17 protein-coding genes are annotated in these 21873 nt (G+C 72.3%); 5 read left to right on the top strand and 12 right to left on the bottom strand.

The genetic code is table 11. The features are described from left to right. The first annotated feature begins 201 nt into the window (after positions 1-201). The 3 genes from EES42_RS01570 to EES42_RS01560 all read left to right on the top strand — a co-directional run bounded on the left by EES42_RS01570 (position 202) and on the right by EES42_RS01560 (position 2908). Positions 202-1020: a polysaccharide deacetylase family protein gene (locus EES42_RS01570; protein WP_124716286.1), complete on the top strand. Its 819-nt coding sequence runs from the start codon at positions 202-204 to the stop codon at positions 1018-1020. Then, positions 1020-2213 (top strand): YncE family protein, encoded by a 1194-nt coding sequence (locus tag EES42_RS01565; protein ID WP_124716285.1) that lies wholly within the window; start codon positions 1020-1022, stop codon positions 2211-2213. The genes EES42_RS01570 and EES42_RS01565 overlap by 1 nt, the downstream gene beginning before the upstream one ends. A gap of 89 nt (positions 2214-2302) precedes the next feature. Then, positions 2303-2908 (top strand): ADP-ribosyltransferase, encoded by a 606-nt coding sequence (locus EES42_RS01560; protein WP_164495185.1) that lies wholly within the window; start codon positions 2303-2305, stop codon positions 2906-2908. Positions 2909-2920: 12 nt separating this feature from the next. Here the strand turns inward: EES42_RS01560 and EES42_RS01555 are convergent, their stop codons facing one another. Next, positions 2921-3559, bottom strand: a complete 639-nt coding sequence (locus EES42_RS01555; RefSeq protein WP_124716284.1) for a GNAT family N-acetyltransferase — start codon at positions 3557-3559, stop codon at positions 2921-2923. A 166-nt stretch (positions 3560-3725) separates the two neighbouring features. Here EES42_RS01555 and EES42_RS01550 point away from each other — a divergent pair, with 166 nt between their 5' ends. Beyond that, positions 3726-3935 carry an EF-hand domain-containing protein gene (locus EES42_RS01550; protein ID WP_124716283.1) on the top strand — a complete coding sequence of 70 codons (210 nt, stop codon included), beginning with the start codon at positions 3726-3728 and terminating at the stop codon, positions 3933-3935. Between the two features lie 41 nt (positions 3936-3976). On the opposite strand, the gene EES42_RS01545 is transcribed toward EES42_RS01550, so the two are convergent. Continuing rightward, positions 3977-5464 carry a carboxylesterase/lipase family protein gene (locus EES42_RS01545; RefSeq protein WP_124716282.1) on the bottom strand — a complete coding sequence of 496 codons (1488 nt, stop codon included), beginning with the start codon at positions 5462-5464 and terminating at the stop codon, positions 3977-3979. A 149-nt stretch (positions 5465-5613) separates the two neighbouring features. After that, the gene (locus tag EES42_RS01540) at positions 5614-7107 is read right to left on the bottom strand and encodes a long-chain-fatty-acid--CoA ligase (RefSeq protein WP_124716281.1); all 1494 of its coding nucleotides are present in this window, start codon (positions 7105-7107) and stop codon (positions 5614-5616) included. 173 nt (positions 7108-7280) lie between these two features. On the opposite strand from EES42_RS01540, the gene EES42_RS01535 reads away from it, so the two are divergent. Further along, positions 7281-8558, top strand: a complete 1278-nt coding sequence (locus tag EES42_RS01535; RefSeq protein WP_164495145.1) for a PucR family transcriptional regulator — start codon at positions 7281-7283, stop codon at positions 8556-8558. An 87-nt stretch (positions 8559-8645) separates the two neighbouring features. Here the strand turns inward: EES42_RS01535 and EES42_RS01530 are convergent, their stop codons facing one another. From EES42_RS01530 to EES42_RS01490, 9 genes are all read right to left on the bottom strand, one after another. Continuing rightward, complete coding sequence (locus tag EES42_RS01530; protein ID WP_124717346.1) at positions 8646-9623, bottom strand: terpene synthase family protein; 978 nt, start codon at positions 9621-9623, stop codon at positions 8646-8648. Between the two features lie 526 nt (positions 9624-10149). Further along, positions 10150-11568, bottom strand: a complete 1419-nt coding sequence (locus tag EES42_RS01525) for a DUF6177 family protein (RefSeq protein ID WP_124716280.1) — start codon at positions 11566-11568, stop codon at positions 10150-10152. A gap of 82 nt (positions 11569-11650) precedes the next feature. Continuing rightward, entirely contained in the window at positions 11651-15622 is a 3972-nt protein-coding gene (gene eccCa / locus EES42_RS01520) for a type VII secretion protein EccCa (RefSeq protein WP_124716279.1), read from the bottom strand. Positions 15623-15686: 64 nt separating this feature from the next. After that, positions 15687-17186, bottom strand: coding sequence for a MinD/ParA family ATP-binding protein (locus tag EES42_RS45935; protein WP_241196197.1), 1500 nt, complete (start codon positions 17184-17186; stop codon positions 15687-15689). 53 nt (positions 17187-17239) lie between these two features. Next, positions 17240-18613: a type VII secretion integral membrane protein EccD gene (gene eccD / locus EES42_RS01510; protein WP_124716278.1), complete on the bottom strand. Its 1374-nt coding sequence runs from the start codon at positions 18611-18613 to the stop codon at positions 17240-17242. Between the two features lie 95 nt (positions 18614-18708). Then, positions 18709-18963, bottom strand: a complete 255-nt coding sequence (locus EES42_RS01505) for a hypothetical protein (RefSeq protein ID WP_277426097.1) — start codon at positions 18961-18963, stop codon at positions 18709-18711. A gap of 263 nt (positions 18964-19226) precedes the next feature. Then, a complete protein-coding gene (locus EES42_RS01500; RefSeq protein WP_124716276.1) occupies positions 19227-20021 on the bottom strand; it encodes a DUF6508 domain-containing protein in 795 nt (264 codons plus the stop codon). Between the two features lie 34 nt (positions 20022-20055). Further along, the gene (locus EES42_RS01495) at positions 20056-20454 is read right to left on the bottom strand and encodes a hypothetical protein (protein ID WP_124716275.1); all 399 of its coding nucleotides are present in this window, start codon (positions 20452-20454) and stop codon (positions 20056-20058) included. 14 nt (positions 20455-20468) lie between these two features. Then, positions 20469-21873 (bottom strand): ADP-ribosyltransferase (locus EES42_RS01490; RefSeq protein WP_277426096.1); only part of this gene is annotated, 1405 nt, incomplete at its 5' end.

Raw genomic sequence — 21873 nt, 5'->3', positions numbered from 1 at the left:
CAGACGGGCGACCTCTTCTCCAAAGGCGCAAGTGGCACATTCGCGGCCATAGTGGGACATTCTCAAGGTGAATCGCAGGTGTGATGGGTCACTTGCCTGTAAAAGTGTGAATATTTATGGGATTCGGTGAGCGATTCATTCGCTTAGCCCATATGCCTAAATTGTTATTTTCTTCTCATTTCACCCCTACCGTGTCTGTACATGAACGCCTCCGACACTCCGGTGCACCGCCGCAGCGCCCTGCGCGCGGGAGCAGGGGCCGCCCTCGCCGGTGTCCTCGCCGCCGGATGCGCGGACCACGACGCCGCCGGCCCACCGGCCGGGACCGTCACCGACACGGTGAGCCCGAAGCACCCCGCCGACGCGACCACCCGGCCGCCGTCCCCCGCCCCCGCGCCCGGACCGCACCGCTTCCCCGGACAGCCGGTCCAGATCGACCACGGCCCCCGCGACCGCGCCCGCGTCGCCCTCACCTTCCACGGCCAGGGCGACCCCGCCATCGCCCGCACCGTGCTCGCCGAGGCCGAACGGGCCCACGCCAGGGTCACCGTCCTCGCCGTCGGCAGCTGGCTCGACGAACACCCCACGATGGCCCGGCGCATCCTCGACGGCGGCCACGAACTCGGCAACCACACCCAGCACCACGTGGACATCTCCACGATGGGCGAGGCCCGGGCGTACGCGGAGATCGACGGCTGCGCCCAGCGGCTGCGCAGGCTCACCGGCTCCATCGGCACCTGGTTCCGGCCCTCACGCACCCGGTACGCCACCCCGCTCGTCCAGCGGCTGGCCGCCCGGGCGGGCTACCCGCACGTCCTCTCCTACGACGTGGACTCCCTCGACTTCACCTCTCCCGGCGCCGCGGCCGTCACCCGCAAGGTGGCCGGGGAGATCCGCAACGGATCGGTGGTGAGCCTGCACTTCGGCTACGCGGACACGGTCGCCGCCCTGCCCCTCCTCCTCACCGAAATCGACCGCCGCCGACTGCGCGCGGTGACGACCACGGAGCTGCTGACCTGATGTCTCCCTCCACCAAGCACACCGCGGCCCTGCTCGGGGGCGTCCTGCTGGCCGTAATCACCGGCTGCGGCACCTCGGCCGAGAAGGCGAACGTCCAGGCCGTCGGCAGCGAGGCCGCCGCGCCGCCCGTCAAGCCCGACCGCCTCACCCCGCCCGCACCGCCGGGGCTCCCCGGGATGCCCCCGGTGCTCGACGCCAAGGACGTCTACTCCGCCGACCGGCCGGGAAAGCTGTCGCCGGTCGTCAAGGACTTCCCGTCCCGGGTGTACGTCCCCAACACCAACTCCGACACCGTGACCGTGATCGACCCCGCGACGTACAAGGTCGTCAAGACCATCAAGGTCGGCCGCCAGCCGCAGCACGTCGTCCCGTCATGGGACCTGAAGACCCTCTGGGTCAACAACGACATCGGCGACAGCCTCACGGCCATCGACCCGGCCACCGGGAAGACCGGCCCGACGGTACCGGTCTCCGACCCGTACAACCTCTACTTCACCCCGGACGGCAAGTACGCCGTGGTGATGGCCTCGATGGACCGTCAGCTGGTCTTCCGCGACGCCCACACCATGAAGACGGCCAAGACCGTCCCGGTCGACTGCGCGGGCGTCAACCACGCCGACTTCACCCCCGACGGCCGGTACTTCATCGTCTCCTGCGAGTTCTCCGGCGAACTCCTCAAGGTCGACACCGCGAAGATGAAGGTCGTCGCCCAGCAGAAGCTGCCGCTCAAGGGCGCGATGCCGCAGGACGTCAAACTGTCGCCGGACGGCGGGACGTTCTACATCGCGGACATGATCGCCGACGGGATCTGGGTACTGGACGGCAAGAAGTTCACCACCCCGAAGCTGCTGCGCACCGGCAAGGGCGCCCACGGCCTCTACGTCAGCCGCGACTCCAAGGAGATGTACATCTCCAACCGCGGCGAGGGCACCATCTCCGTCTTCGACTTCGCACAGCGCAAGCTGGCGAAGAAATGGCGGCTGCCCGGCGGCGGCAGCCCCGACATGGGCGGGGTCTCGGCGGACGGCAAGGTCCTCTGGCTGAGCGGACGTTACAACGCCGAGGTGTACGCGATCGACACCGCCACCGGCAAGCAGCTCGCCCGCATCCCGGTGGGCAGCGGCCCGCACGGACTCGCCGTCTACCCGCAGCCCGGCCGGTACTCGCTCGGCCACACCGGCGTCTTCCGCTGACGACCGGCGTCAACGTTCCGCCTGACACGCTCGCCTTCGGGTGACGTTCCACGGCCCGGTGCCGTACCGCCGGGACAGTGATCAACATGATGATCACTTCTCGTCTGCGGCGCCGGGCCGCACTCGCCGTTCTCTCCCTCTCCGCCGTGCTCGTCCCGGCCGCCGCCACGGAGGCCGCCCCCGCGGTCGCCCCCGCCGCGGCGTTCAAGCCCGGTGGCTGCCCGGCCGTCGCCGACCACCTCTTCGCCGCCGCCGACCCGGTGGACCTCGACCGGATCACCCCGCAGCCCTCGTACCGGGACAACTGCCGCCAGCTCTACCGGGCGGACGGCCGGGGCCCGGCGACCATCTTCGACGAGGGCTTCCACGCCAGGGACATCGACTACGGCCAGTACGACCTGGAGAAGTACGTCCTGGTCAACCAGCCGTCGCCGTTCGTCTCCACCACGTACGACCACGACCTGTACAAGAAGTGGAAGAGCGAGTTCAACTACTACATCGACGCCCCCGGCGGCATCGACGTGAACAGGACGATCGGCGACACCCACAAGTACGCCGACCAGGTGGAGGTCGCCTTCCCCGGCGGTGTCGACCGGGAGTTCATCGTCGGGGCGTGCCCGATCGACCGGGCGACCAAGACCGAGGTCATGAACGAGTGCGTCGACAACCCGCACTACAAGCCGTGGCGCAGCTGATCCGACGAGCACTCACCCCATGACGAACAGGGCCTCCGAGCCCACCGGCCGATAGCCCGCCGCCTGGAACGTCCGCACACTGCGGGCGTTCCCCGGCGACTGCTGGGCCCACACCACCGCGTCCGGCACCAGGTGCCGGGCCGCCCGCGCGAGCCGTTCGCCCAGCCGCCGGCCGCGCGACTCCTCGGCCACCTCGATCGCGGTCTCCCAGCGCCCCGCGACGCCCCGGCCCAGGATCACCACACCGCCGTCGGCGGCCCAGACCCGGACCTCGTCGCGGTACTTCATCGCCCGCGCCACCCGCGGATGCTCCGGGTCCTCGATCTCCCGCAGCGCGATCCCCGGACCGCCGGGCAGCGCGGGGGCGACCGTCAGCAGATCGACGGTGTTCATGTGCCGGCCGCCGCGGGCCATGAGCGCGCCCAGGAAGTACGGATTCATCGTCGCGGCGAGCGCGTCGCCGGGGGTGCCGGCCAGCACGGACCGCACCCAGTCGGGGTCCTCGTCGGTGAAGACCACCGAGTGCGCGGTGAACGCCAGCACTCCCGCGTCCCGGGCCGAGGGCTGCCGCACCACGGTCGTCGACCCGTCCGGCGGGGGAAACCGGCCGTCCGCCGCAGCCGCCAGAATCCGTGCCAGCGCGTCATCCATGACCGTTCCGCCTCCCCGTCCGGGCCGTGGTCCGCCGGGCGGCGGACTCCCCCGCCCATGATCGACTACCGGCCGCCGCGACCGCCATCCGTCGCGACCGTTAATCTGACCACCGGCAGTCAGGCATCGGCCAGGCATTGATCAGGTATGACGAAGGGGCGGAACCGTGGCGGACATCGAGTCGGCGCGCAAGGCATTCGAGCGGTTCGATCTGAACGGCGACGGGCTGATCTCGGCCGTCGAGTACAAGAGCGTGATGGCGCAGCTCGGTGACCCCTACGTCACCGAGACGGTGGCCCAGGCCGTCATCAACTCGCACGACGCCAACGGCGACGGGCTGCTCACGTTCGACGAGTTCTGGGCGGCGCAGAACTGAGTACCGCACCCCCCCCGGCCCGCGGGCCGGGGGGCCGCCGTTCAGGCGCTCTCGCGGTACGGCGCCCAGCCGCGCAGCTCCGCGTCGCGCGGGGCCCGCACCACGGCCGGGTTTCCGGGACCGAAGCCCATCACCGGGCGCGAGCGGTCCCAGCCCGGCCAGCCGGGGTCGCCGGACACCGCGAATGCCACCCACGCCGCGTGCATCGCGTCGGCCAGCTCCTGCGGGGCGTCCGGACCGGCCAGCGCCACCGCGTCGGGCCGGTCCAGGGTGTCGAAGACGAAGCCGATCTCCAGCGCGTGACAGGCGCCCAGCCGCAGCACCGGGGACGGCCAGCCGAACTCGTAGACATGGGTGCTTCCCGGGCCGTCCGCGTGGGCGTCGGCCAGCCGGTTCAGCGGAACCCGCAGCAGCAGATCGGTGGCGAGCGCGCCGAGCAGCTCACCCGGCGTGGCACCCGGCCGGTTCGCCCGGTACGTACGCGCCGTGGCGCCCGGCACCTTGAACTTCAGCAGGGCCAGCCTGAGCTTGAACGAGGACAGCCGCTCCGTCAGACCGCTCGGTACGAACCAGAGCCGGTACTCCTCGCTGTTCGAGCCCAGCAGCAGATCGACACCGGACGCGGCGCCGTCCAGCAGCGCTTCCAGCGGATCGCGGGGCAGCAGCTCGCCGTCCACCACGATCTGGAAGGAGTTCCCGCCGGTCAGCGGGGAGCCGCCGGCCGTCACCTCGGTCTGCGCGGCCAGCAGCGCGGCCGGATCCACCGCGGCCAGCGCCCCCGCCGTCGCCGCGACCCCGAGCCGCTTGGCGATCAGCTCCGTGGTGCGCCGGGCGCCCGCGCCCTGCGGCAGCGCGGTCGGCGCACCGCTCTGCAGCACCGCCCGCCGGAACAGCCCCCGGGCCCGGGGGGCGGCGAGCAGGGCGCCGATGCTGATCGCCCCCGCCGACTCGCCGCACACCGTGACCAGGTCCGGATCGCCGCCGAACGCCGCGATGTTGTCCCGCACCCAGGTCAGGGCCGCGATCTGGTCGAGCAGTCCCCGGTTGGCGGGCGCGTCCGGGAGCACCCCGAACCCCTCGATGCCGAGCCGGTAGTTGACCGACACCAGGACCACACCGTCCCGGGCGAACGCGGTCCCGTCGTACAGCGGGACCGCCGACGAGCCGTGCAGCAGCGAACCGCCGTGGATCCAGACGATGACGGGCAGCCCGGTGGCGTCGGGGGACGGGGTCCACACATTGAGGTTGAGGCAGTCGTCACCCGGCACGTCGGGGTCGGGCAGCAGCCGGTCCAGCGGCGGGCTGTACGGCCGCTTCGGCGCGGTCGGCCCGAACGCCGACGCGTCCCGTACCCCTTCCCAGGACTCGGGAGGCTCGGGGGCCCGGAAGCGCAGGGCGCCGACCGGGGCGGCGGCGTACGGGATGCCGCGGAACACGGCGACACCCTGCTCCAGCGTGCCGCGCACCGCCCCGTGGGCCGTGCTGACCCGGGGAGACGTCCCGGGTATCGGAGTGGGTACGGCAGACATGAGGTCCAGCCCTTCTGCGGTGCGGTCGCGGACGGCGCCGGCGCGGACGGCGACCACCGGTGCCGGTGCCGGTGCTTCGATACGTACCCGGTCCGGGGCCGCGCCGACCCGGACCGGCCCTGTCGGGTGAACGGCGGACGCCGGTGGGGTCAGGCGGAGCCCGCCGTCAGGGCCCGCTTGAGGACCTTGCCGGTCGGTCCCAGCGGCAGCGCCTCGGTGAACCGCACGATCCGCGGGTACTTGTGCCGCCCGAGCCGCTCCTTGGACCAGTCGATCAGCTCCTGCCCGGTCACCGTCTCCGTACCGGCCCGCAGCACGACGACCGCGCAGATCTCCTCGCCGCGCGCCTCGTCGGGCACCCCGATCACCGCGACCTCGGAGACCGCCGGGTGGCGGACCAGCACCTCCTCGACCTCGCGCGGATAGATGTTGAAGCCGCCCCGGATGACCAGGTCCTTCTTCCGGTCGACGATGCTCAGGAAGCCGTCCTCGTCCCGGACCCCGAGATCCCCGGTGCGGAACCAGCCGTCGACCACCGCCGCGGCCGTCGCCTCCGGATCGTCGAGATACCCGGCGAACACGTTGTGGCCGCGCACCACCACCTCGCCGACCTCGCCGTCCGCGAGCAGCACCACGGCGTCCTCCACCGCCGCGTCCGCCACCCCGATCTCCACGCCCCACACCGGGTGGCCGACCGTGCCGGGGCGCAGGCCGAACTCCGGCTGGTTGAAGGTGGCGACCGGGGACGTCTCGGTCAGCCCGTAGCCCTCCAGGACCCGGGTCGTGAAGGCGGCCTCGAAGCGTTCGAGCACGGCCACGGGGAGGGCCGCGCCGCCGGAGACGGCCGCGCGCAGAGCGGGGCGGGCCGCCGGGCCGGCCTGCGCCGCCGCCTCGACCAGGGCGTGGTACATCGTCGGTACGCCCATGAAGACGCTCACGCCTTCGGCGGCCAGCAGCTCCAGCGCGCCCGCGCCGCTGAAGCGCGGCATGAGGACGAGCGTCGCCCCGGCCCGCAGCGTCGTGTTCATCGCACAGGTCTGCCCGTAGCTGTGGAACAGCGGCAGACAGCCGAGGACCACGTCGTCGCCGTTCAGCCGCAGCAGGTCGTGGGCACAGACGGAGGCGTTCAGCACGATGTTGAGGTGGGTGAGCAGCGCCCCCTTGGGCCGCCCGGTCGTGCCGCTGGTGTACAGGATCACCGCGACGTCCTCGGGGGCCGCGGGCTCCGGCGCGGTCAGCGGTTCGCCGCCCTCCGGCAGACCGTGCACGGTCCGGACGCCCGCGGCGCGGGCCCCCTCCTCGGCGACCGGCCACATCGGACCGCCGCTGATCAGGGCGACGGATCCGCTGTGCCGCAGCACGTACGCCACCTCCTCGGCCACCAGCAGCCCGTGCACCGGCACCACCGTCGCCCCGGCGGCGAGCGCGCCGTAGTACGCGTACAGGAAGTCCGCCGAATTGGGCAGCAGCACCGCGACCCGGTCGCCCGGCCGGACCCCGGACGCCCGCAGCGCGCCCGCGCAGCGCAGCGCCCCCGCCCACAGCTCGTGGTACTTGATCCGGTTGCCCGAATCGACCACGGCCACCCGGTCGGGGTGCTTGCGGGCCGACTCACCCAGGACGGTCGCGACGCTGAGAAACATGACGGGCTCCAGGAAACACGGTGTTCACACGGCTGGTCCTGCTCAGAATCGGCCGTGTCCCCGGTTTCGCACAATGTGCGGTTGCCCACCATGCGCGCGCTTCACCTGGGCAGCGGCCACTCGTCGCGGTACGCGGCGCGGCATCCGCATAACGCGCGCGTTAACCTTCGGCCATGGCGCAGACCCCGGGTGCCCGGACCCCGCACGCCGAAGGACCCCGTCCCGGAGGCGGCGACGACGGCGAGCTGCGGCGGGCCCTGGCCGTCGCCCTGCTCCCGGCGGTCGACGAACTGACCCGTCGGGTCGTCGACGACATCCACGCGCACAGCGGCACGTACGCCTCCGGTTCGCCCGTCAGCCGGGACGACCTGTGGGGGATCTGCCGCGACAACCTGCTGCGCGCTCTGGAGGACTTCGGCGGGCTGCCGTCCGGCGGGGACGCCGAGCAGGCGGCGCGCGAGACGGGGCGGCGGCGCGCGGAGCAGGACGTACCGCTGGACACCGTGCTCCAGGCCTACCGGCGCGGTGGCCGGGTGATGTGGCAGATGATGGCCGAGCATCTGCGGGCCACACGCGGGACGCAGGAGGCCCATGGGGCGGTGGGCGACCGGGACACCGAACTGGACATGGCGGGCGCCGTCTGGGAGACCATCGACCGCTACTCACTGGTGATGGCGGATTCGTACCGGCTGACCCAGCTGGAGATGCAGGGCAGGCAGGAAACCCGCCGCGTCGCCCTCTTCGAGGCCCTGCTCGACGGGCGCGGCGACGATCCGGCGGTCGCGGCGGCCGCCTCCGCCGCGCTGGGCGTGCCGGTCCAGGACCGGTACGTCATCGTCGTCGCCGCCCAGGACCCGGCCGCGCCGCCCAACCCGGCACCCGTCCTCGACGAGCACGGCATCTGGTCCTTCTGGCGGCCCCGGTCGGGCCGGTACGCGGGCATCGTGCGGCTGGCCGCGGGGGAGTCCGGCGTACTGATCGACCTGCTGCGCCACCGCACCGGCGCCACCGCGGGCGTCTCACCGGAGTTCGACCGGCTGGCCCGGGCGGGCCGGGCGCTGCGGCTCGCCGAGCAGGCGCTGCGCACGCTGCCCGCCAAGAGCGGTGAGGCGGCCGCCTTCGACGACCGGCTCGCGGAGGTGCTGCTGGTCGGCCGGCCGGAGATCGCCGAGCGCATCGTGGACACGCGGCTGGGCGGCGTACTGGACATGGCGGCCGAACGCGAGGTGCTGCTCGGCACGCTCCGGACCTGGCTCGACAACGGCTGCTCGGCGGCGCGGGCGGCCGAACTGCTCTACTGCCACCGCAACACGGTCCTCAACCGGATCGGCCGGATCGCCGAACTCACCGGCTGCAACGCGGAGTCGGGCGAGGTGCGGCTGGGATGGGCGCTGGCCCTGCGGGCACTGCCGCTGCTGGCCGGTGACGGCGAAGGGGCGGCGGGGCCCTGAGAGCCGTCCCGTGGCGCGTCCACCGCGCGGGACCGGAGGCCGTTGCCGGGCCTCCGGTCGCGGCTCCCGCGCCGTGCCGATGGCGGATCAGGCGGCGAAGTGCTCCGACATGGAGTCCCGCTCGTCGACCTCGACGAGATCGGGACGGGTGTAGCGCTCCGCGCGGGCGTGGTAGTCGAAGTCGCCCCGGACCAGCCCCCGGTAGTCCTGTACGCACCGCTCCAGCGCGGCCCGGGTGTGGCCCTCGATGCCGGCCGCCTCGATCTCCTCGACCAGCTCCTTCTCGGCGCGCTGCACCCGCTGCGCGATCTGTGCGAGCTGTGCCCCGGCCTCGTCGACGGCCTCCTGGAGCGTGCAGTCGCGATCGCGCTGGATGAGGCGCACCGCATTGTGCTCGTACCCGAGCAGCGCCTCCTTCTCGAAGGAGCAGATGTCGTTGCAGAGCCCCGAATGATCGGTCACCGCATTGCGCAGCGCGATGTACGCGGGCAGGCTGCGGGCGGATTCCGGCAGGTCGATTCCGGCGGTGATCTCATGGAGATCCAGGAAGGGCTGCATGGCCACCGAGTCCCGGCGGTGCTTCACGAATTCGCTCCGGGTCGGCGCCTGTCCGGCGGCCCGCTCCACGGCCTCGGCGTAGTAGGTCCACAGCCAGGCGACCGTGTCCCGCCGGAACTGCCGGATCCAGCGGGCCGAGCGGTCGCGGTAGGTGCGGGTGCGCAGGCCCACCAGCGCGCGTTCCATGGCTCCGCGCGGCGGGCCGCCGTCGAGCACGGCGACCAGCCGGTCGATCGCCTCCTCGCACATGCGCGGATCGCGTCCGGCGGGCCCGTCGTCGAACTCGTCGTCGACGAGGAAGGCCCAGAAGAGCCACTGGCAGAAGAGATCGAGATGCTGCTGCGAAGCAGTGGGGAAGATGAGGGATATCCAGAGCTCGGGCCGGGTCCGGACCATCTTCTTCCGGGCCACGGGGGAGAGCACCAGGCCATTGGATTCGGCCCATTCCCATGCGGCCTTCCGGGTCTCCTCGATGCCGGGATTGCATCCGGTGCTCTGGAACGGCATATGAAACGCTGGCAGCACAATCTGGCTCATTGGTGCCCCTCGTCGAAACGATTCGGATGAACGATACGAACGGGTGACCGGCCGGACTCACGTCCCGGAACCGGGTACGCATCGGGGGACGGGCCGCCCGCACCCACCGACCCTGGCCAGAGGCTCACCGTGCGAGACGAGGCAGTCATTCCTGCTCACTCTCCTCCGCCGGGGGTGGGGGCATCGGGGCCGGGCCCGTGGGCCCGCGGTGGCAATCGCCCTCGGCTCAGGACGGCGGCATCACCATGTGTAACACCCAGTCAACCCCCTGTGGGGGAATGAGGGAAGCCGTTTGTGACCGAAAGTGCTTGATCGTCAGAAACGAATGAACATCTTTGAGCGACGGGTGACCAGTTGTGCTTGCCGACGGTCGGCAGTACGGACACCGGCGAGGGCGGCCGCGACGACGATTTTACGCCGCCCCGCCGTGCCTCGCCTCGTTCCGCCCCCTTGCCAAACCGCCCCGCATGCTGTTGCGACCGCCGTCCGGCACCGCTCAGGCACCCTTCAGATGCCGCATCAGCCGCTCGAAGTCCTGCCAGCCGGACAGGTCCGACGGGTCGCCCGGCAGCGGGTAGTACAGCGCCGGACGGGACCTCGGGCCGAGCTGGACCGGCGGTTCGGACAGCGGGGTGCGCCGGGCCCGGTCGCCGGGCATCTCGCGCACCTCCTCCGCGCCGAGCACGAACGCCAGCGGAACGCCGGGCCCCTCGAAGCGCGGCGGCACCGCCAGGTCGCGGCGGGCCTTGCGGAGCTGGACCAGCATCGACTGGAGATGGTGACGGGTGGCGAGCACCTCCGCCACCCGGGGCAGGGCGTCCAGCGGGGGCTCCTCGCCGGGCCCGTAGCCGAACGCCAGGGTGACGTCCTCCTCCACCCCCGCCTTCGTGCGGCTGACGCGGACCGTGGCCAGGCCCGGCCGGTCCGGGCTGCCGACCACCACGAGCCAGGTCGGCGCGGGCGCCCGCTCGAAGGCGACATCCGTCAGCCGGCGCAGCGACCACGGCAGGTTGGCGGGCTCGGCGGTGCCCCACCCGGCCGGCGGCTGCCCCGTCAGCTCCTGCCACACCGACTCCAGGGCCCCGCCCAGCACCAGCCGGTCGTCCGCCGGGTGGACCGTGCGGAACGAGATCGCCAGCTGACGGTCACCGGTGTCCGTGACCTCCTGATAGGCGGCGGCCACCGGGGTGCGCGGGTCCTCGGGGGTGGCGTCGGCCGACTCGACCGTCGCGAACATGCCGTGCTGCCAGCGCAGTACGGCACCCGACAGACCGTCGTAGTAGCCGTCCCTCTCGTCCTGCACCACCCAGCGCGACGGCCAGCCGCTGAGGCTGTTGCGCACCGCGGGGGAGAGGGTGGCACCCGGCGAGGTGACGATCTGGAGCCCCAGCTCGGCGTCGGCCGCCGCCCGGAACGCGTCCGAGAGCCAGGCCGTCATCGCGACCACCGGACGGTCCTGGATGACGACGGCCACCTTGTCGGTGAGCGCGTCCACGGCGGGCTGCGCGGCGGCGGGCGTCGGCGCGACGCTCACCCCCTCGCTCTTCACCACCGAGAGGGAACGCGCCGCCTGCGGCGGCCAGGCGGAACCCCCGGCCAGGGTGGCGATCCGGGCCGCGAAGGTGCCCGCGAGCAGCTCGGCCTCCTCGACCCCGGTGGTGGCACGGGCCTCCGTCCACCAGAACGGGACCGGCGGCGCGGTGGCCCCGAGCAGCCGCTCGGCCTCGCCCGCGACCTGCACCAGCAGCGGCGCCTCGATGGACACGAGAGGCCGGCCCTGATCGTCGCAGAGCTGCACGACGGCATCCTCGCCCGTGGTCCCCACCAGCTTGTCCGGTCCTCCCGCGAGCAGACCCGCGAGCACGGTCAGCGGGTCGGGCATGCGCGGGGTGAGGGCGATGACGTCCTTGGTCATGTGGTCGGCCGTTCCTTCTTCGTCCGGATGCGGATGTGCGGTGGGGGCGCGGCCCGCGGAAACGGGACCGCGCCCCGGCGGGTCACTCCGCGGTGTACACGGTCTGGATCAGACGGTTGGGCTGGCCCCTGCGGATGAACACCCCGCGGCCCGGCGGCTGCTGGGCGGCGTACACACCGGGGAACAGCTGGCCCTCGCTGCGGTCGCCCGACATCAGGAGCGCCGAGGCCCCCGACTCGCGCAGACCCAGCACCAGCGGGTCGTACATGCCGCGCGAGGCGCCCGCGACCCGGCGGGTCAGCACGAAGTGCAGGCCGATGTCGACGGCGGACGGGATGTACGGCAGGAACGGGTCGAGCGGCGACTGACCGGCGGTGGTCAGCACGTCGTAGTCGTCGACCAGGATCACGATCCGCGGACCGCTGCCCCAGCTGCCGGGCTCCAGGTCCTCGGTGTCCGCCCGGTCGTCCGGCAGCCGCTTCTCCAGCTCGGTGGCGATCCCGGCGGCCAGACCCGCGCACATCTTGGGGTTGTACGCGTACCCGCCGCGGAACTCCTCGGGGATCGCGCCGCGCAGCCCGCGCCGCGGGTCCATGACGGCGAAGACCAGCTCGTCCTCGCCGTAGCGCTCGATCAGCCCGCCGGCGACGGTCTTCAGCAGGTTCGTCTTGCCGCACTCGCTGTCGCCCAGGATCAGCAGGTGCTGGTCGTGGTGGAACAGGTCGAGCACGGCGGGCGCCAGCGCCGTCTGGTCCAGGCCGATCGGCACCCGCTTGGGCTCGGCGACCGGGCCCGGCAGCAGATGCGGCTCCAGGACGTGCGGCAGGATCCGGACCGGCTGGGCGACCTCGCCGCTCCAGGTGGCGCGGACCGTACGGGCCGTGTGCTCCAGGACCGCGCCCAGGTCCGAGACGTCCGCGAGACCGTCCGTACGGGGCAGCGCGACCTGGGCGAACAGCTTGCCGTCGGTCAGGATGCGCCCCGGCTCGTCGGACGACAGGGTCTGCGCGAGTTTGCGGTCGATGCTGGACTCGCTGGGGTCGTTGAGCCGCAGCTCGACCCGGGTGCCGAAGTTCGACTGGGTGGCGATGCGCACGTCGTTCCAGCGGAGCATGCCCGCGACGACGTGGATGCCGTAGCCGCCACCGCGCTTGAGGATGTCCACGACCGCGTCGTCCAGCTCGTCGAAGTCGTCGCGCAGCGCACCGAAACCGTCGATGATCAGCACGATCTCGGCCGAGGCCAGCCGGGGCAGCCGGCCCGCCGCGTGCAGCGAACGCAGCTGTTCCACGGAGTCGATGCTGTGCTCGCGGAACAGGTCCTCGCGGACCGCGAGCATGCCCCGCACCTCCTCGACGGTGCGCCCCGCGCGCTCCCGGTCCGCCCGTCCGGCGACGCCGCCGACGTGCGGCAGCCCCGACACGGCCTGGAGACCGCCGCCGACCAGGTCGAGGCCGTAGACGCCGACCTCCTGCGGGGTGTGGGTCAGCGAGATCGCCAGCGCGAGGGTACGCAGCAGCGTCGTCTTGCCGGTCTGCGGACCGCCGATGACCGCGGCGTGCCCGCCCGCCACCGTGAGGTCCAGGTACCACTGGCCCTGCCACTGCTTGGTCGGGTCGTCGAGCAGGCCGAGCGGCACCTGGAGCGGACCGCGCCGCTTGGCCAGCTGCATCCCGCGCGGGCCCACGTCCAGCGGCCCCGCGACCTTGTCCAGGGCGATCGCGCCGGGCAGCGGCGGCAGCCAGATCCGGCGCACCGGGCCGGCCGCCTCCCGCAGCTGGTCGACGATGACACCCATCTCGGTCGGCCCGGTCTCCCGGCGCCGCACCTTCGGCTCCTCGCCCGGACTCTGCGGCTCGGCAAGGGTGTTGAACGCCTCGTACTCCAGCGCCAGCGGGCCGCTGTCCTGCTCCTCGTCACGCTGCACCGGACCCCGGTACGCGCCCGAGACATAGCTCGCCTTGAAGCGCTCGTAATGGCTGGTGTCGACCTTCAGGTAGCCGAAGCCGGGCAGCGGCGGCAGATGGAAGGCGTCCGTGGTGTCCAGGACCGTGCGCGACTCGTCGGCGGAGAAGGTGCGCAGACCGAGCCGGTACGAGAGATAGGTGTCCAGGCCCTTGAGCTTGCCGCCCTCGATGCGCTGGCTGGACAGCAGCAGATGCACACCGATGGAGCGGCCGATCCGGCCGATGGACAGGAACAGGTCGATGAAGTCCGGCTTAGCGGTGAGGAGTTCACCGAACTCGTCGATCACCACGAACAGGTGCGGCAGCGGGTCCAGATCGGGCCGCCGGTCCGCGCGCAGCGCCGCGTAGTCACCGATGTCGGCGACATTGCCCGCGTCCTTGAGTACCTGCTGACGGCGCTTGACCTCACCGGCGAGCGAGGCGTGCACCCGCTCGACCAGGCCCGCCTGGTTCTCCAGGTTGGTGATGACGCCGGCCACGTGCGGCAGCTCCGCGAACGGGGCGAAGGTCGCACCGCCCTTGTAGTCGACCAGGACCAGCGCGAGGTCCTCCGGCGGATGCGTGGCCACCAGGGCCAGGACCAGGGTGCGCAGCAGCTCCGACTTGCCGGAACCGGTGGCCCCGACACACAGCCCGTGCGGGCCCATGCCCAGCTCGGAGGACTCCTTCAGGTCCAGGAGCACCGGCTGGTGGGAGTCGCTGATGCCGATCGGCACGCGCAGGAAGGCGCGTTCGCCGCGCGGCGCCCACATCCGCGACAGGTCCAGCTGCGCCACATCGTCGATGCCGAGGAGGTCGGCGAAGTCGACGGGGCCCGACAACGGCGCGTCCACGAGCGATTCGGCGGACAGCCGCATCGGCGCCAGCATCCGGGCCAGCCCCTCGGCGAACGGGATGCCGACCTCGTCCACGGTGCCGTGGGCGCTGATCGGTTCCTGCTCGCGCAGGTCCTCGATGACCACCGAGTCGCCGTCGACGGTGATCCGTACGCTGACGTGTCCCGGCTCCTGGACCCGGTGCTCCAGCAGGTGCAGCACGCTGACGCCCATCTCGCGCAGGCCGACCGCGTCGTCCGGGCGCGGCAGGTCGACGGCGTCCTCGCCGTGCCCGTCGGTGACGACGAGCAGCCGGGACGTCATGGACAGCGCGTCCTTGCCGGACAGACCGCGCCGCACCTCGGCCGCGTACGAGGCGCGGCGGCGCAGCTCCGGACCGATCTGGCGGGAGAGCTGGGGCGCGGACGGGGCGATCCGGCGGGCCGCGACCGGGCCGTCGAACTGCTCGCTGTCGAGCAGATGCGGCATCCACTTGGCCCACTCCCAGTCGGCCAGCCGCTCACCGGGCACGGCGAGCGCCATCGCGACGTCGTCGGGGGCGTGCGTGGCGGCGGTCTGGACGAGCAGGGCGCGCGCGATGCGCAGGCAGTCCTCGCGGGGGCCGATGACACTGACGTTGCCGACCCGGTCGAGCGGGACGGTCAGCGGGAGTTCGGTGCCGGTACGGAAGCGGTCCATCAGCGCCGACGCCTCGTTGAGCATGAAGGTGTCGGGCGGCGACAGGACGGACGAGCCCTGCTGGGCGACCGTCAGATCGCGCACCGGCATCTCACCCGTGCCGACGCGCACCCGCAGGAAGTCGCCGTCGAGACGGCGCCGCTCCCACACCCGGGCCGGGTCGCGCACTATGTCGTACAGGGCGTGCGGCGGCGGGTTGAGGACATCGGCCCGCTCGGCCCGCCGGCGCTCCTCGACGGAGAGCTCCTCGCGCAGGTCCTCCAGATACGCGAGATAGGCCTCGCGCTGGGTACGGCGGGTGCGCTGGGCCTTGCCGCGCTGCGAGAAGACCAGCGCCACCGAGCCGATGACGGTGACGACGAGGATGATCGCGCCGAGACCGGCGAACTGACTGTTGCGCACGACCGTCATCATCACGACGGAGGACATCACACCGGCGACGGGCAACAGCGACATCGCGATGTTGCCGGACTTGCCCTCGGGCAGGTTCGGCGGTGCCTCGATGGTGCGCGCCTCGGAGGCGGCCGGCGGCCGGGTGGTCCTGGCCGGGCGGTGGATCAGTCGGGTACTCATCGTCGTCCGTCACTCGGGGTCGGGGCAGGTCGGCACCGGGACCGGTGGTGCTGCCGATCGGTGATCAGTGGTGCTGCTGGGAGAGCCGGAACACATCGGCGGCGAGCCGGGTGGCGGCCTCCCGGGTCGCGTGCGCCAGGAGTTCGGTACGGATCTCGCCGCCGGCCGCCAGATGACGGTCGTACGGCAGCACCTGGACGCTCGCCCCGGTGGCTTCGAGCTTCTTCGTCGCCTCTTCGAGATCGAGTCCGGGGTGCGGCACCAGTTCGCTGAGCACGACGACCGTGCCGGCGATCACCTGCCGGGGCAGCGACTGCATCCACTGGAGCACCGCGTACGTGCTGGTGATGCCCTCCAGCGTGGCGGGGGCGGCCAGCACCCGGGCCTGGGCGGCGGACAGCGCGACCCGGGCGACCTCGGCGGGCAGCGTCTCGCAGTCGACGACGGTGACGCCGAAGTAGCGGCGCAGCGAGACCATGACCCGCTCGTACGCCCTGCTGTCCAGCATCGCGCCGATCTGGCCCTGGCTGCCGGGCAGCAGCCAGGCGTTGCCGGGGAGCTGGACGAGATAGCCGGTGATGTCCAGCAGCGACATCTGCGGCTCGATGATGCCCGCCAGGTCACCGGTGGTCCACCGCAGCGACTCGGCGCCGAGCCGCAGCGGCAGCGAGCCGAGCGACGGGTCGGCCTCGACGAGGAGGACCGGGTCCTGGCGGTAGTGCGCGTACGTGGTGCCGAGCAGCGCCGCGACGGTCGACTTGCCCGCGCCGCCCCGGATGGAGGTGACGGCGATCTGCCGGCCGGTCGTCACCGGCTGCTGGAGCGTCTCGGCGGTGGCGGTGGTACGGGCGACCTCGCGCGCGGCCGACGAGGACACGCTCACCCGCAGGGCGCGCACGGCCCGCGCGGCGAACGGCTCACCGCGCCGCGCCTTGCGCCCGAGGGCGGCCAGCCCCCGGTCCACCACGGGCCGGGAGTCGGGGGTGTGATGGGGCCGGGTGCCCGGGGTGTACGGGGCCTGAGCCCGGGGCCGGTCCTGCTGCGGATGTTGTTGCTGTTGCTGTTGCTGCGGCTGCGCGACGGGGTGGGCGGCCACGCCCGGGTGTCCCTGATGGCCGGGGTGCTGCTGGGGCGGTTGCTGCTGCTGGTCCTGGTAACCGCCGTGCGTCTGCTGAGGCTGTTGGAGCTGCTGCTGTTCCTGATAACCGAGGTACTGCTGCTGCTGTGGCGGCGGCTGCTGAGCCTGCTGGTGCTGCTGTTCCTGATAGCCGGGGTACTGCTGCTGGGCGGCCTGCTGCTGCTCCTGCTGATAGCCGGCGTACTGCTGGGGCGGCTGGGGCAGGCCGGGGTGCTGCTGGGGCGTCCCGTGGGCATGGGCGTTCTGCGCGGGGACGCCGGGCCCCGGCGCGGCGGCACCGTACGGCTGACCGTCCTGACCCTGCGCGGGGGCGCCGTGGCCACGGCCGTCGGGGCCACGGCCGTCGGGGTCCTGCGCGCTCTGCCGGGCGGCGCCGCCCCTCATGGCGCGCAGCACATCGCCCTGCCAGTTGTCTTCGTTCGGCATGTCTGCCCTTCTTTTTCGCCCTGCTGCCCCGCCCGGAGCACCTGCGCGTCGACTCAGAACTTGTTGAGCAGCTGTCCGTACACGCCGAACACACCGACGGCGAGCGGGAAGAGCCCCACCACGCCGATGGATTCGACCAGATCGGCCATGCGCCGCAGCCGGACCCGCACGTGCTCGGGCGGCTGCACCGCCAGGACGAGCAGCGGCAGCACCGCGGCCGCGCAGAGCAGGGCGAGCGGTCCGGCGCCCCCGGCGTGGCCCATCCACAGCATGACGAGACGCACGAGGAGGACCGCGGCGGCGGCGAACAGGGCCACCACCTCCGCGACCAGCGGGAAGGCCCGCGCTCGGGAGAGCAGCACCAGCGCCACCAGCGAGGGGAGCGCCACGGTCCACACGGACGGCTTGCCGGCCAGGGTGAGCAGCCAGCCGCCGGCCGCCGCGGAGACCGCGGTGACCACCGTCGCCAGGGCGAGACCGCGATGGGTGGCCGCCAGCGCGTTGCCCACCTGGTGGCGGCTGACCGACGTGCCGCCGGAGCGGCGGTCGTCCAGCGCGGTGAGCCCGGAGGCCGCCAGCGCCAGCCGGGGGAGCAGGCCGAGCAGTACGACCGAGAAGACGGCCATGACGGCGCCGAGCCGCGCCAGGTCGTCCTGGACGGCGGCGACGGCCTCCCACACCACGGTGATCGCGGTGGTGGCGACGGCGCCGATGAGCCCGCCGCGGCCGAGCGGCGAGAAGTAGCCGAGAAGCACCAGCGTCAGGACCAGCGCGGCGGCGACGGCGGCGAGCCGCGCGGTCCCCGACCAGTCGTACGCGTCCGCGGCGGTCCAAGCGGTGAGGATGCCGAGGCTGCCGGAAGCGAGCAGGAGCGCGGTCGCCAGACCCCGGTTTCCCTGCCCGATCTTCGCGGTCAGCGCACCGGCCGCCAGCAGGACGAGCGTGGCCGCCGCGAGGGCGACGGTCAGTGCCTCCAGGGCGAACTCACGCCGGGCCAGCAGCGCGGAGACCACCGCGAAGACCACCGAGGCCACACCCGCGCTCGTACGACGGGCGGAGGGGCGCCAGCGCCAGGCCTGCAGATCGAGATCGTCGGCCACCAGATCGGTGACGTCGTGCACGACCGGGGCAGGGGGTGCGGAGTGGGCCCGGACCAGCCGGAGCACCGCACCGTCCGCGATCCCGGCCGAGGACAGCGTGCTGTCGTGCGGGAGAGCGGAGCCGTCCGAGGTGATCAACTGCCGGGTCATCGGGCGGGCGGCCGCCCGGTCGTCCAGCAATTGCAGGATGTCCGGCAGCAGTTGACCGATCGGCGTGTCGGACGGCAGGACGATATCGGCCCGGCGCCGCTCACCGACCAGAGTCACCCGGCTGAGCTGCGCTCGGGAAGTCGTTGCTGTGCTCACCACTTTACGGGAACCTATCATCGCGACGTTTTGAGGAGTCGGGAGCCGATGCCGCCGGCGCCTTCTCGATCCCCATTCACGGGGAAAACCTCATGGAATTCTCTGGAGTTACCGGTCTATTGGGGATTCTTCGTCGATTCCCCGGTTTTATCCGGTTGCGCCGTTTTCGCCGGCTGCTGGTACTGCTGTTCCTGGCGCTGCTGCTTCTGCTGTTCGGCTTTCTGCTTCTCCAGCATGTTCTGGACGAAGGACCACCCCACGCATCCCGCGCACAGCACGGCGGCGATGGCGATCCCCGCGAACACTTTTCCCAGCCGCTCGTCGGCGGTACGCCGGGCCCGCTGCGCGCCGAACAGCAGTGCGTCACGCATTCTGCGCCGACGTACCGCCACCGACTCCAGGAGCTGGCTGTCGTAATCCCGTGCCATTCGTCTCGTCGTCCGTTGCCTCGGTCGTGCGATTGCCTCAGTCGTGCGTTGCGTCGGTCGTACGTCGCGTCGGCCCCGGTCGCCCGGCCGGCGGTGCACTACGGGAATCCCCCTGATTGACTCCTGAAACATAGAGCATGTGCGATCGGGCGGTACAGCCCGGGGCGAAGCCGCGAACGAGCAGTGCGAACGGCTTTCCGCACATGTCAGGAAGCAGCCTCCGGGCCGCCCGTCACCGCTTCGTACCAGGCGCACAACGACTCGGCCACGGCATCGAGCAGGCCGTTCCCCGCCGCCTGCGCGATCGTTCCGTCGCCGAACCGCTCGCCGCGCACCACGGCCGTGGCCGCACGCACCGCGTCGGCCGGGCCCAGCCGCCCGTCGGCGGGCACGGCCGGCGGCGGATTGTCCTGCCACAGGTACGCGGGCGTCACCGCGCCGACCGCGGCCAGTGCGCCCACCAGGCGCCGGAGCCGCTCGCTGTGGAGCGGATAGCCCAGCTGCCGGGTGCCGTCGGGCCGCTGCCCGCCCTCGGACCACCGCACGTCGCGGTCCTCGTCCGTGAGCGCGGTGAACGCCTCCCGCAGCTCGCGCCACGCGTCGGCGTTCCCGCGGTCGAGCTGGGCCAGCAGGCGGCGGTCGTCGGCCTCGGTGACGACCCGGGCCAGCTCCTTGAGCGCGGCCAGGGACGGGGCCGCGGCCAGGGAGCCCGGGACGACATGGCTGACGCGCCTCGGGTCCGAGCCGCGGGCCAGCTCGGCGAGCGCGGCCGTGGGCACGAGCCCGCGCGCCTTGGCGGCGGCGAGCCCTGCGGACCACTCAAGCCCTTCGTTGATCCCGGCCCGGTCCCCGGCGGGCCGCAGACACCAACCGGCGGCGTCGTCCTCGTCGTTGGCCCACAGGTAGCCCATCGCCTCGCCACGGGCATCGGCGACGGTGAGGTGGTGGACCGGGCCGTCGGTCTCGGCGCGGTAGCGCGGTGGGGCGGGTTCGTAGGTCATGGTCGGCTCTTGTCGTCGGCGTCGGCGCGGGACCTCAGCCCCCGCTCACCATTTCCTTGAACTCGGCGAGCGACGGAGCCTCGGCCAGCGAGCCGGCCACGACACTGCTGCCCTTGATGTCACTCGTGTCCCGGAGCAGCTCGGCGAGCAGGGCGGAGGGAGCGATCCCCCGGGACTTCGCGTCCCGCAGCTTCCTGAGCCATGCGGCCCCGGCGTTGATCGCGGCGGCCCCCAGCCCCTGCGGCGTCACCCAGCCCGCGGCGTCGCCCTCGTCATTGGCCCATACGTAGCCGATCACCACCCCGTCGCTGTCGGCGACCCGCACGTACCGCACGGGTCCCTGCGCGACACGGTTGTAGCGGGGCGGCCCGGCGACCCGCTTGAGCTGCATGTCTTCCTCGAAGCGCGGATTGGGTCGATTCTCGCTGGTCATGCACTCTTCCTCTGTCACTTCGGCAGGACTTCGCCGTACACCTGGGCCTGTCCGGCCTCGTCCACGAAGACTCGGGTCACCCGGTACTCCGAGCCGCGCCCGAGAAGGATCTCACGCTCGGTCACGCCGTAATGGCTGACCTTCTCCAGCCACAGCGCGGGCGTCCCCTTCGGGACCCGCAAGTGGAGGATGGCGTCCTTCCCCGCGAAGCTGGGCACCGGGTGGTTGCCGAGCGAGGTGGACAGATAGCCCTCGTCGCCGAACGTGCCACCCATCATTTCGAGGGGCGAGTCGAGGTCGAGGTGCCCGATGCCCGTGCCGCGCACCACCATGACGTCCTCGGGCACCGGCCGGGTCGACATCACCCGGTCCATCTCGCTGATGTCGTGCAGCACCTCGGGACGGGGACCGTAGTGGGGGTCGTTCCTCAGGTAACCGTTCATGTCCTTGTACGAGGGGAACGAGTCGCCCGTGTAGTCCCGGAGCGCCTGCTGCGCGGACGGGTCCAGATTGTCGACGTAGTCGTTCCAGTAGTCCCGGCCGTACTGGACCGCGTCGAAGTCGTCTGCGAACGGCACGGTGCCGTCGGTGAGTTCCGAGGCGGCGACCCGGTGCTTCTCGGCGGTGGACAGCGCGTCGAAGTCGGCTTCCGACACGTGGGGCGTGTACTTGAAGTCGTCCGCCGCAGGGCCCAGGCCGGGGCCGTCCCCACCGTGGTGGCCGGGCGCCGTCGCGTCGTCCGCGCCGTGCGCCAGGTCGTCGGCGGTGCCGTGCGGGTCGACATGGCTGCCGGGGCCGCCGTGGTCACCGGTGTGCGCCGCGTCATCGGCGTGCGCCGCCGCGTCGTCCGCGTGCCCGCCGTGCGAGGTGTCGTGGCCGCCACCGTGCGAACCGTCGTGCCCGTGCGTGCCCGGTCCGTCATGGCCCGGGGTGTGCGGGGCGTCCGGGGTATGGGGCGTGTGCGGGGCGTCAGGAGTCGACGGGGTGTGCGGATTGCCACCGGGGATGTCGTGGCCCGCGCCCGCGGGGAAGTGGTCGGTGGGAACGTGAGCGCCGACATTGCCCGGGACATGGCCGGGTGCTCCGCCCGGTACGTGGCTCGCCGGATCGAAGTGCGCCGGGGCGGGGCCGAACGATCCGTTCGGCACGTGGTTGGGTACTCCGCCCGGCACCTGGCTGCCCGGCCCGTACGGCACGTTGTCGAAGCCGCCACCGGGAGTGTGCGCCGCCATGTCGGGGAAGCCGCTTCCCGCGTGGACGCCCACCGGCACCGGCTGCTGTACCTGCCAGGACGACGGCAGACCCGAGGTGCCGGGGACCGTGTCGTGCGGGATCGGGGTCGTCTCGACCACGCCGTTCGGGGCGACCAGGTTCCCGTTGGGCTCCAGGAAACGACCGTCGGGCAACTGCACCGAACCG

This window comes from Streptomyces sp. ADI95-17 (assembly GCF_003846175.1).
GTDB lineage: Bacteria > Actinomycetota > Actinomycetes > Streptomycetales > Streptomycetaceae > Streptomyces > Streptomyces sanglieri.
Note: the sequence above shows the minus strand (reverse complement) of the source record. Positions and strands in the feature narration are given on the sequence as shown.

Excerpts from the sequence above, each read along its gene's own strand:
- EES42_RS01570 (WP_124716286.1), top strand. The coding sequence starts at position 202 with ATGAACGCCTCCGACACTCCGGTGCACCGCCGCAGCGCCCTGCGCGCG.
- EES42_RS01565 (WP_124716285.1), top strand. The coding sequence starts at position 1,020 with ATGTCTCCCTCCACCAAGCACACCGCGGCCCTGCTCGGGGGCGTCCTG.
- EES42_RS01560 (WP_164495185.1), top strand. The coding sequence starts at position 2,303 with ATGATCACTTCTCGTCTGCGGCGCCGGGCCGCACTCGCCGTTCTCTCC.
- EES42_RS01555 (WP_124716284.1), bottom strand. The coding sequence starts at position 3,559 with ATGGATGACGCGCTGGCACGGATTCTGGCGGCTGCGGCGGACGGCCGG.
- EES42_RS01545 (WP_124716282.1), bottom strand. The coding sequence starts at position 5,464 with ATGTCTGCCGTACCCACTCCGATACCCGGGACGTCTCCCCGGGTCAGC.
- EES42_RS01540 (WP_124716281.1), bottom strand. The coding sequence starts at position 7,107 with ATGTTTCTCAGCGTCGCGACCGTCCTGGGTGAGTCGGCCCGCAAGCAC.
- EES42_RS01535 (WP_164495145.1), top strand. The coding sequence starts at position 7,281 with ATGGCGCAGACCCCGGGTGCCCGGACCCCGCACGCCGAAGGACCCCGT.
- EES42_RS01530 (WP_124717346.1), bottom strand. The coding sequence starts at position 9,623 with ATGCCGTTCCAGAGCACCGGATGCAATCCCGGCATCGAGGAGACCCGG.
- EES42_RS01525 (WP_124716280.1), bottom strand. The coding sequence starts at position 11,568 with ATGACCAAGGACGTCATCGCCCTCACCCCGCGCATGCCCGACCCGCTG.
- eccCa (WP_124716279.1), bottom strand. The coding sequence starts at position 15,622 with ATGAGTACCCGACTGATCCACCGCCCGGCCAGGACCACCCGGCCGCCG.
- EES42_RS45935 (WP_241196197.1), bottom strand. The coding sequence starts at position 17,186 with ATGCCGAACGAAGACAACTGGCAGGGCGATGTGCTGCGCGCCATGAGG.
- eccD (WP_124716278.1), bottom strand. The coding sequence starts at position 18,613 with ATGATAGGTTCCCGTAAAGTGGTGAGCACAGCAACGACTTCCCGAGCG.
- EES42_RS01505 (WP_277426097.1), bottom strand. The coding sequence starts at position 18,963 with ATGCGTGACGCACTGCTGTTCGGCGCGCAGCGGGCCCGGCGTACCGCC.
- EES42_RS01500 (WP_124716276.1), bottom strand. The coding sequence starts at position 20,021 with ATGACCTACGAACCCGCCCCACCGCGCTACCGCGCCGAGACCGACGGC.
- EES42_RS01495 (WP_124716275.1), bottom strand. The coding sequence starts at position 20,454 with ATGACCAGCGAGAATCGACCCAATCCGCGCTTCGAGGAAGACATGCAG.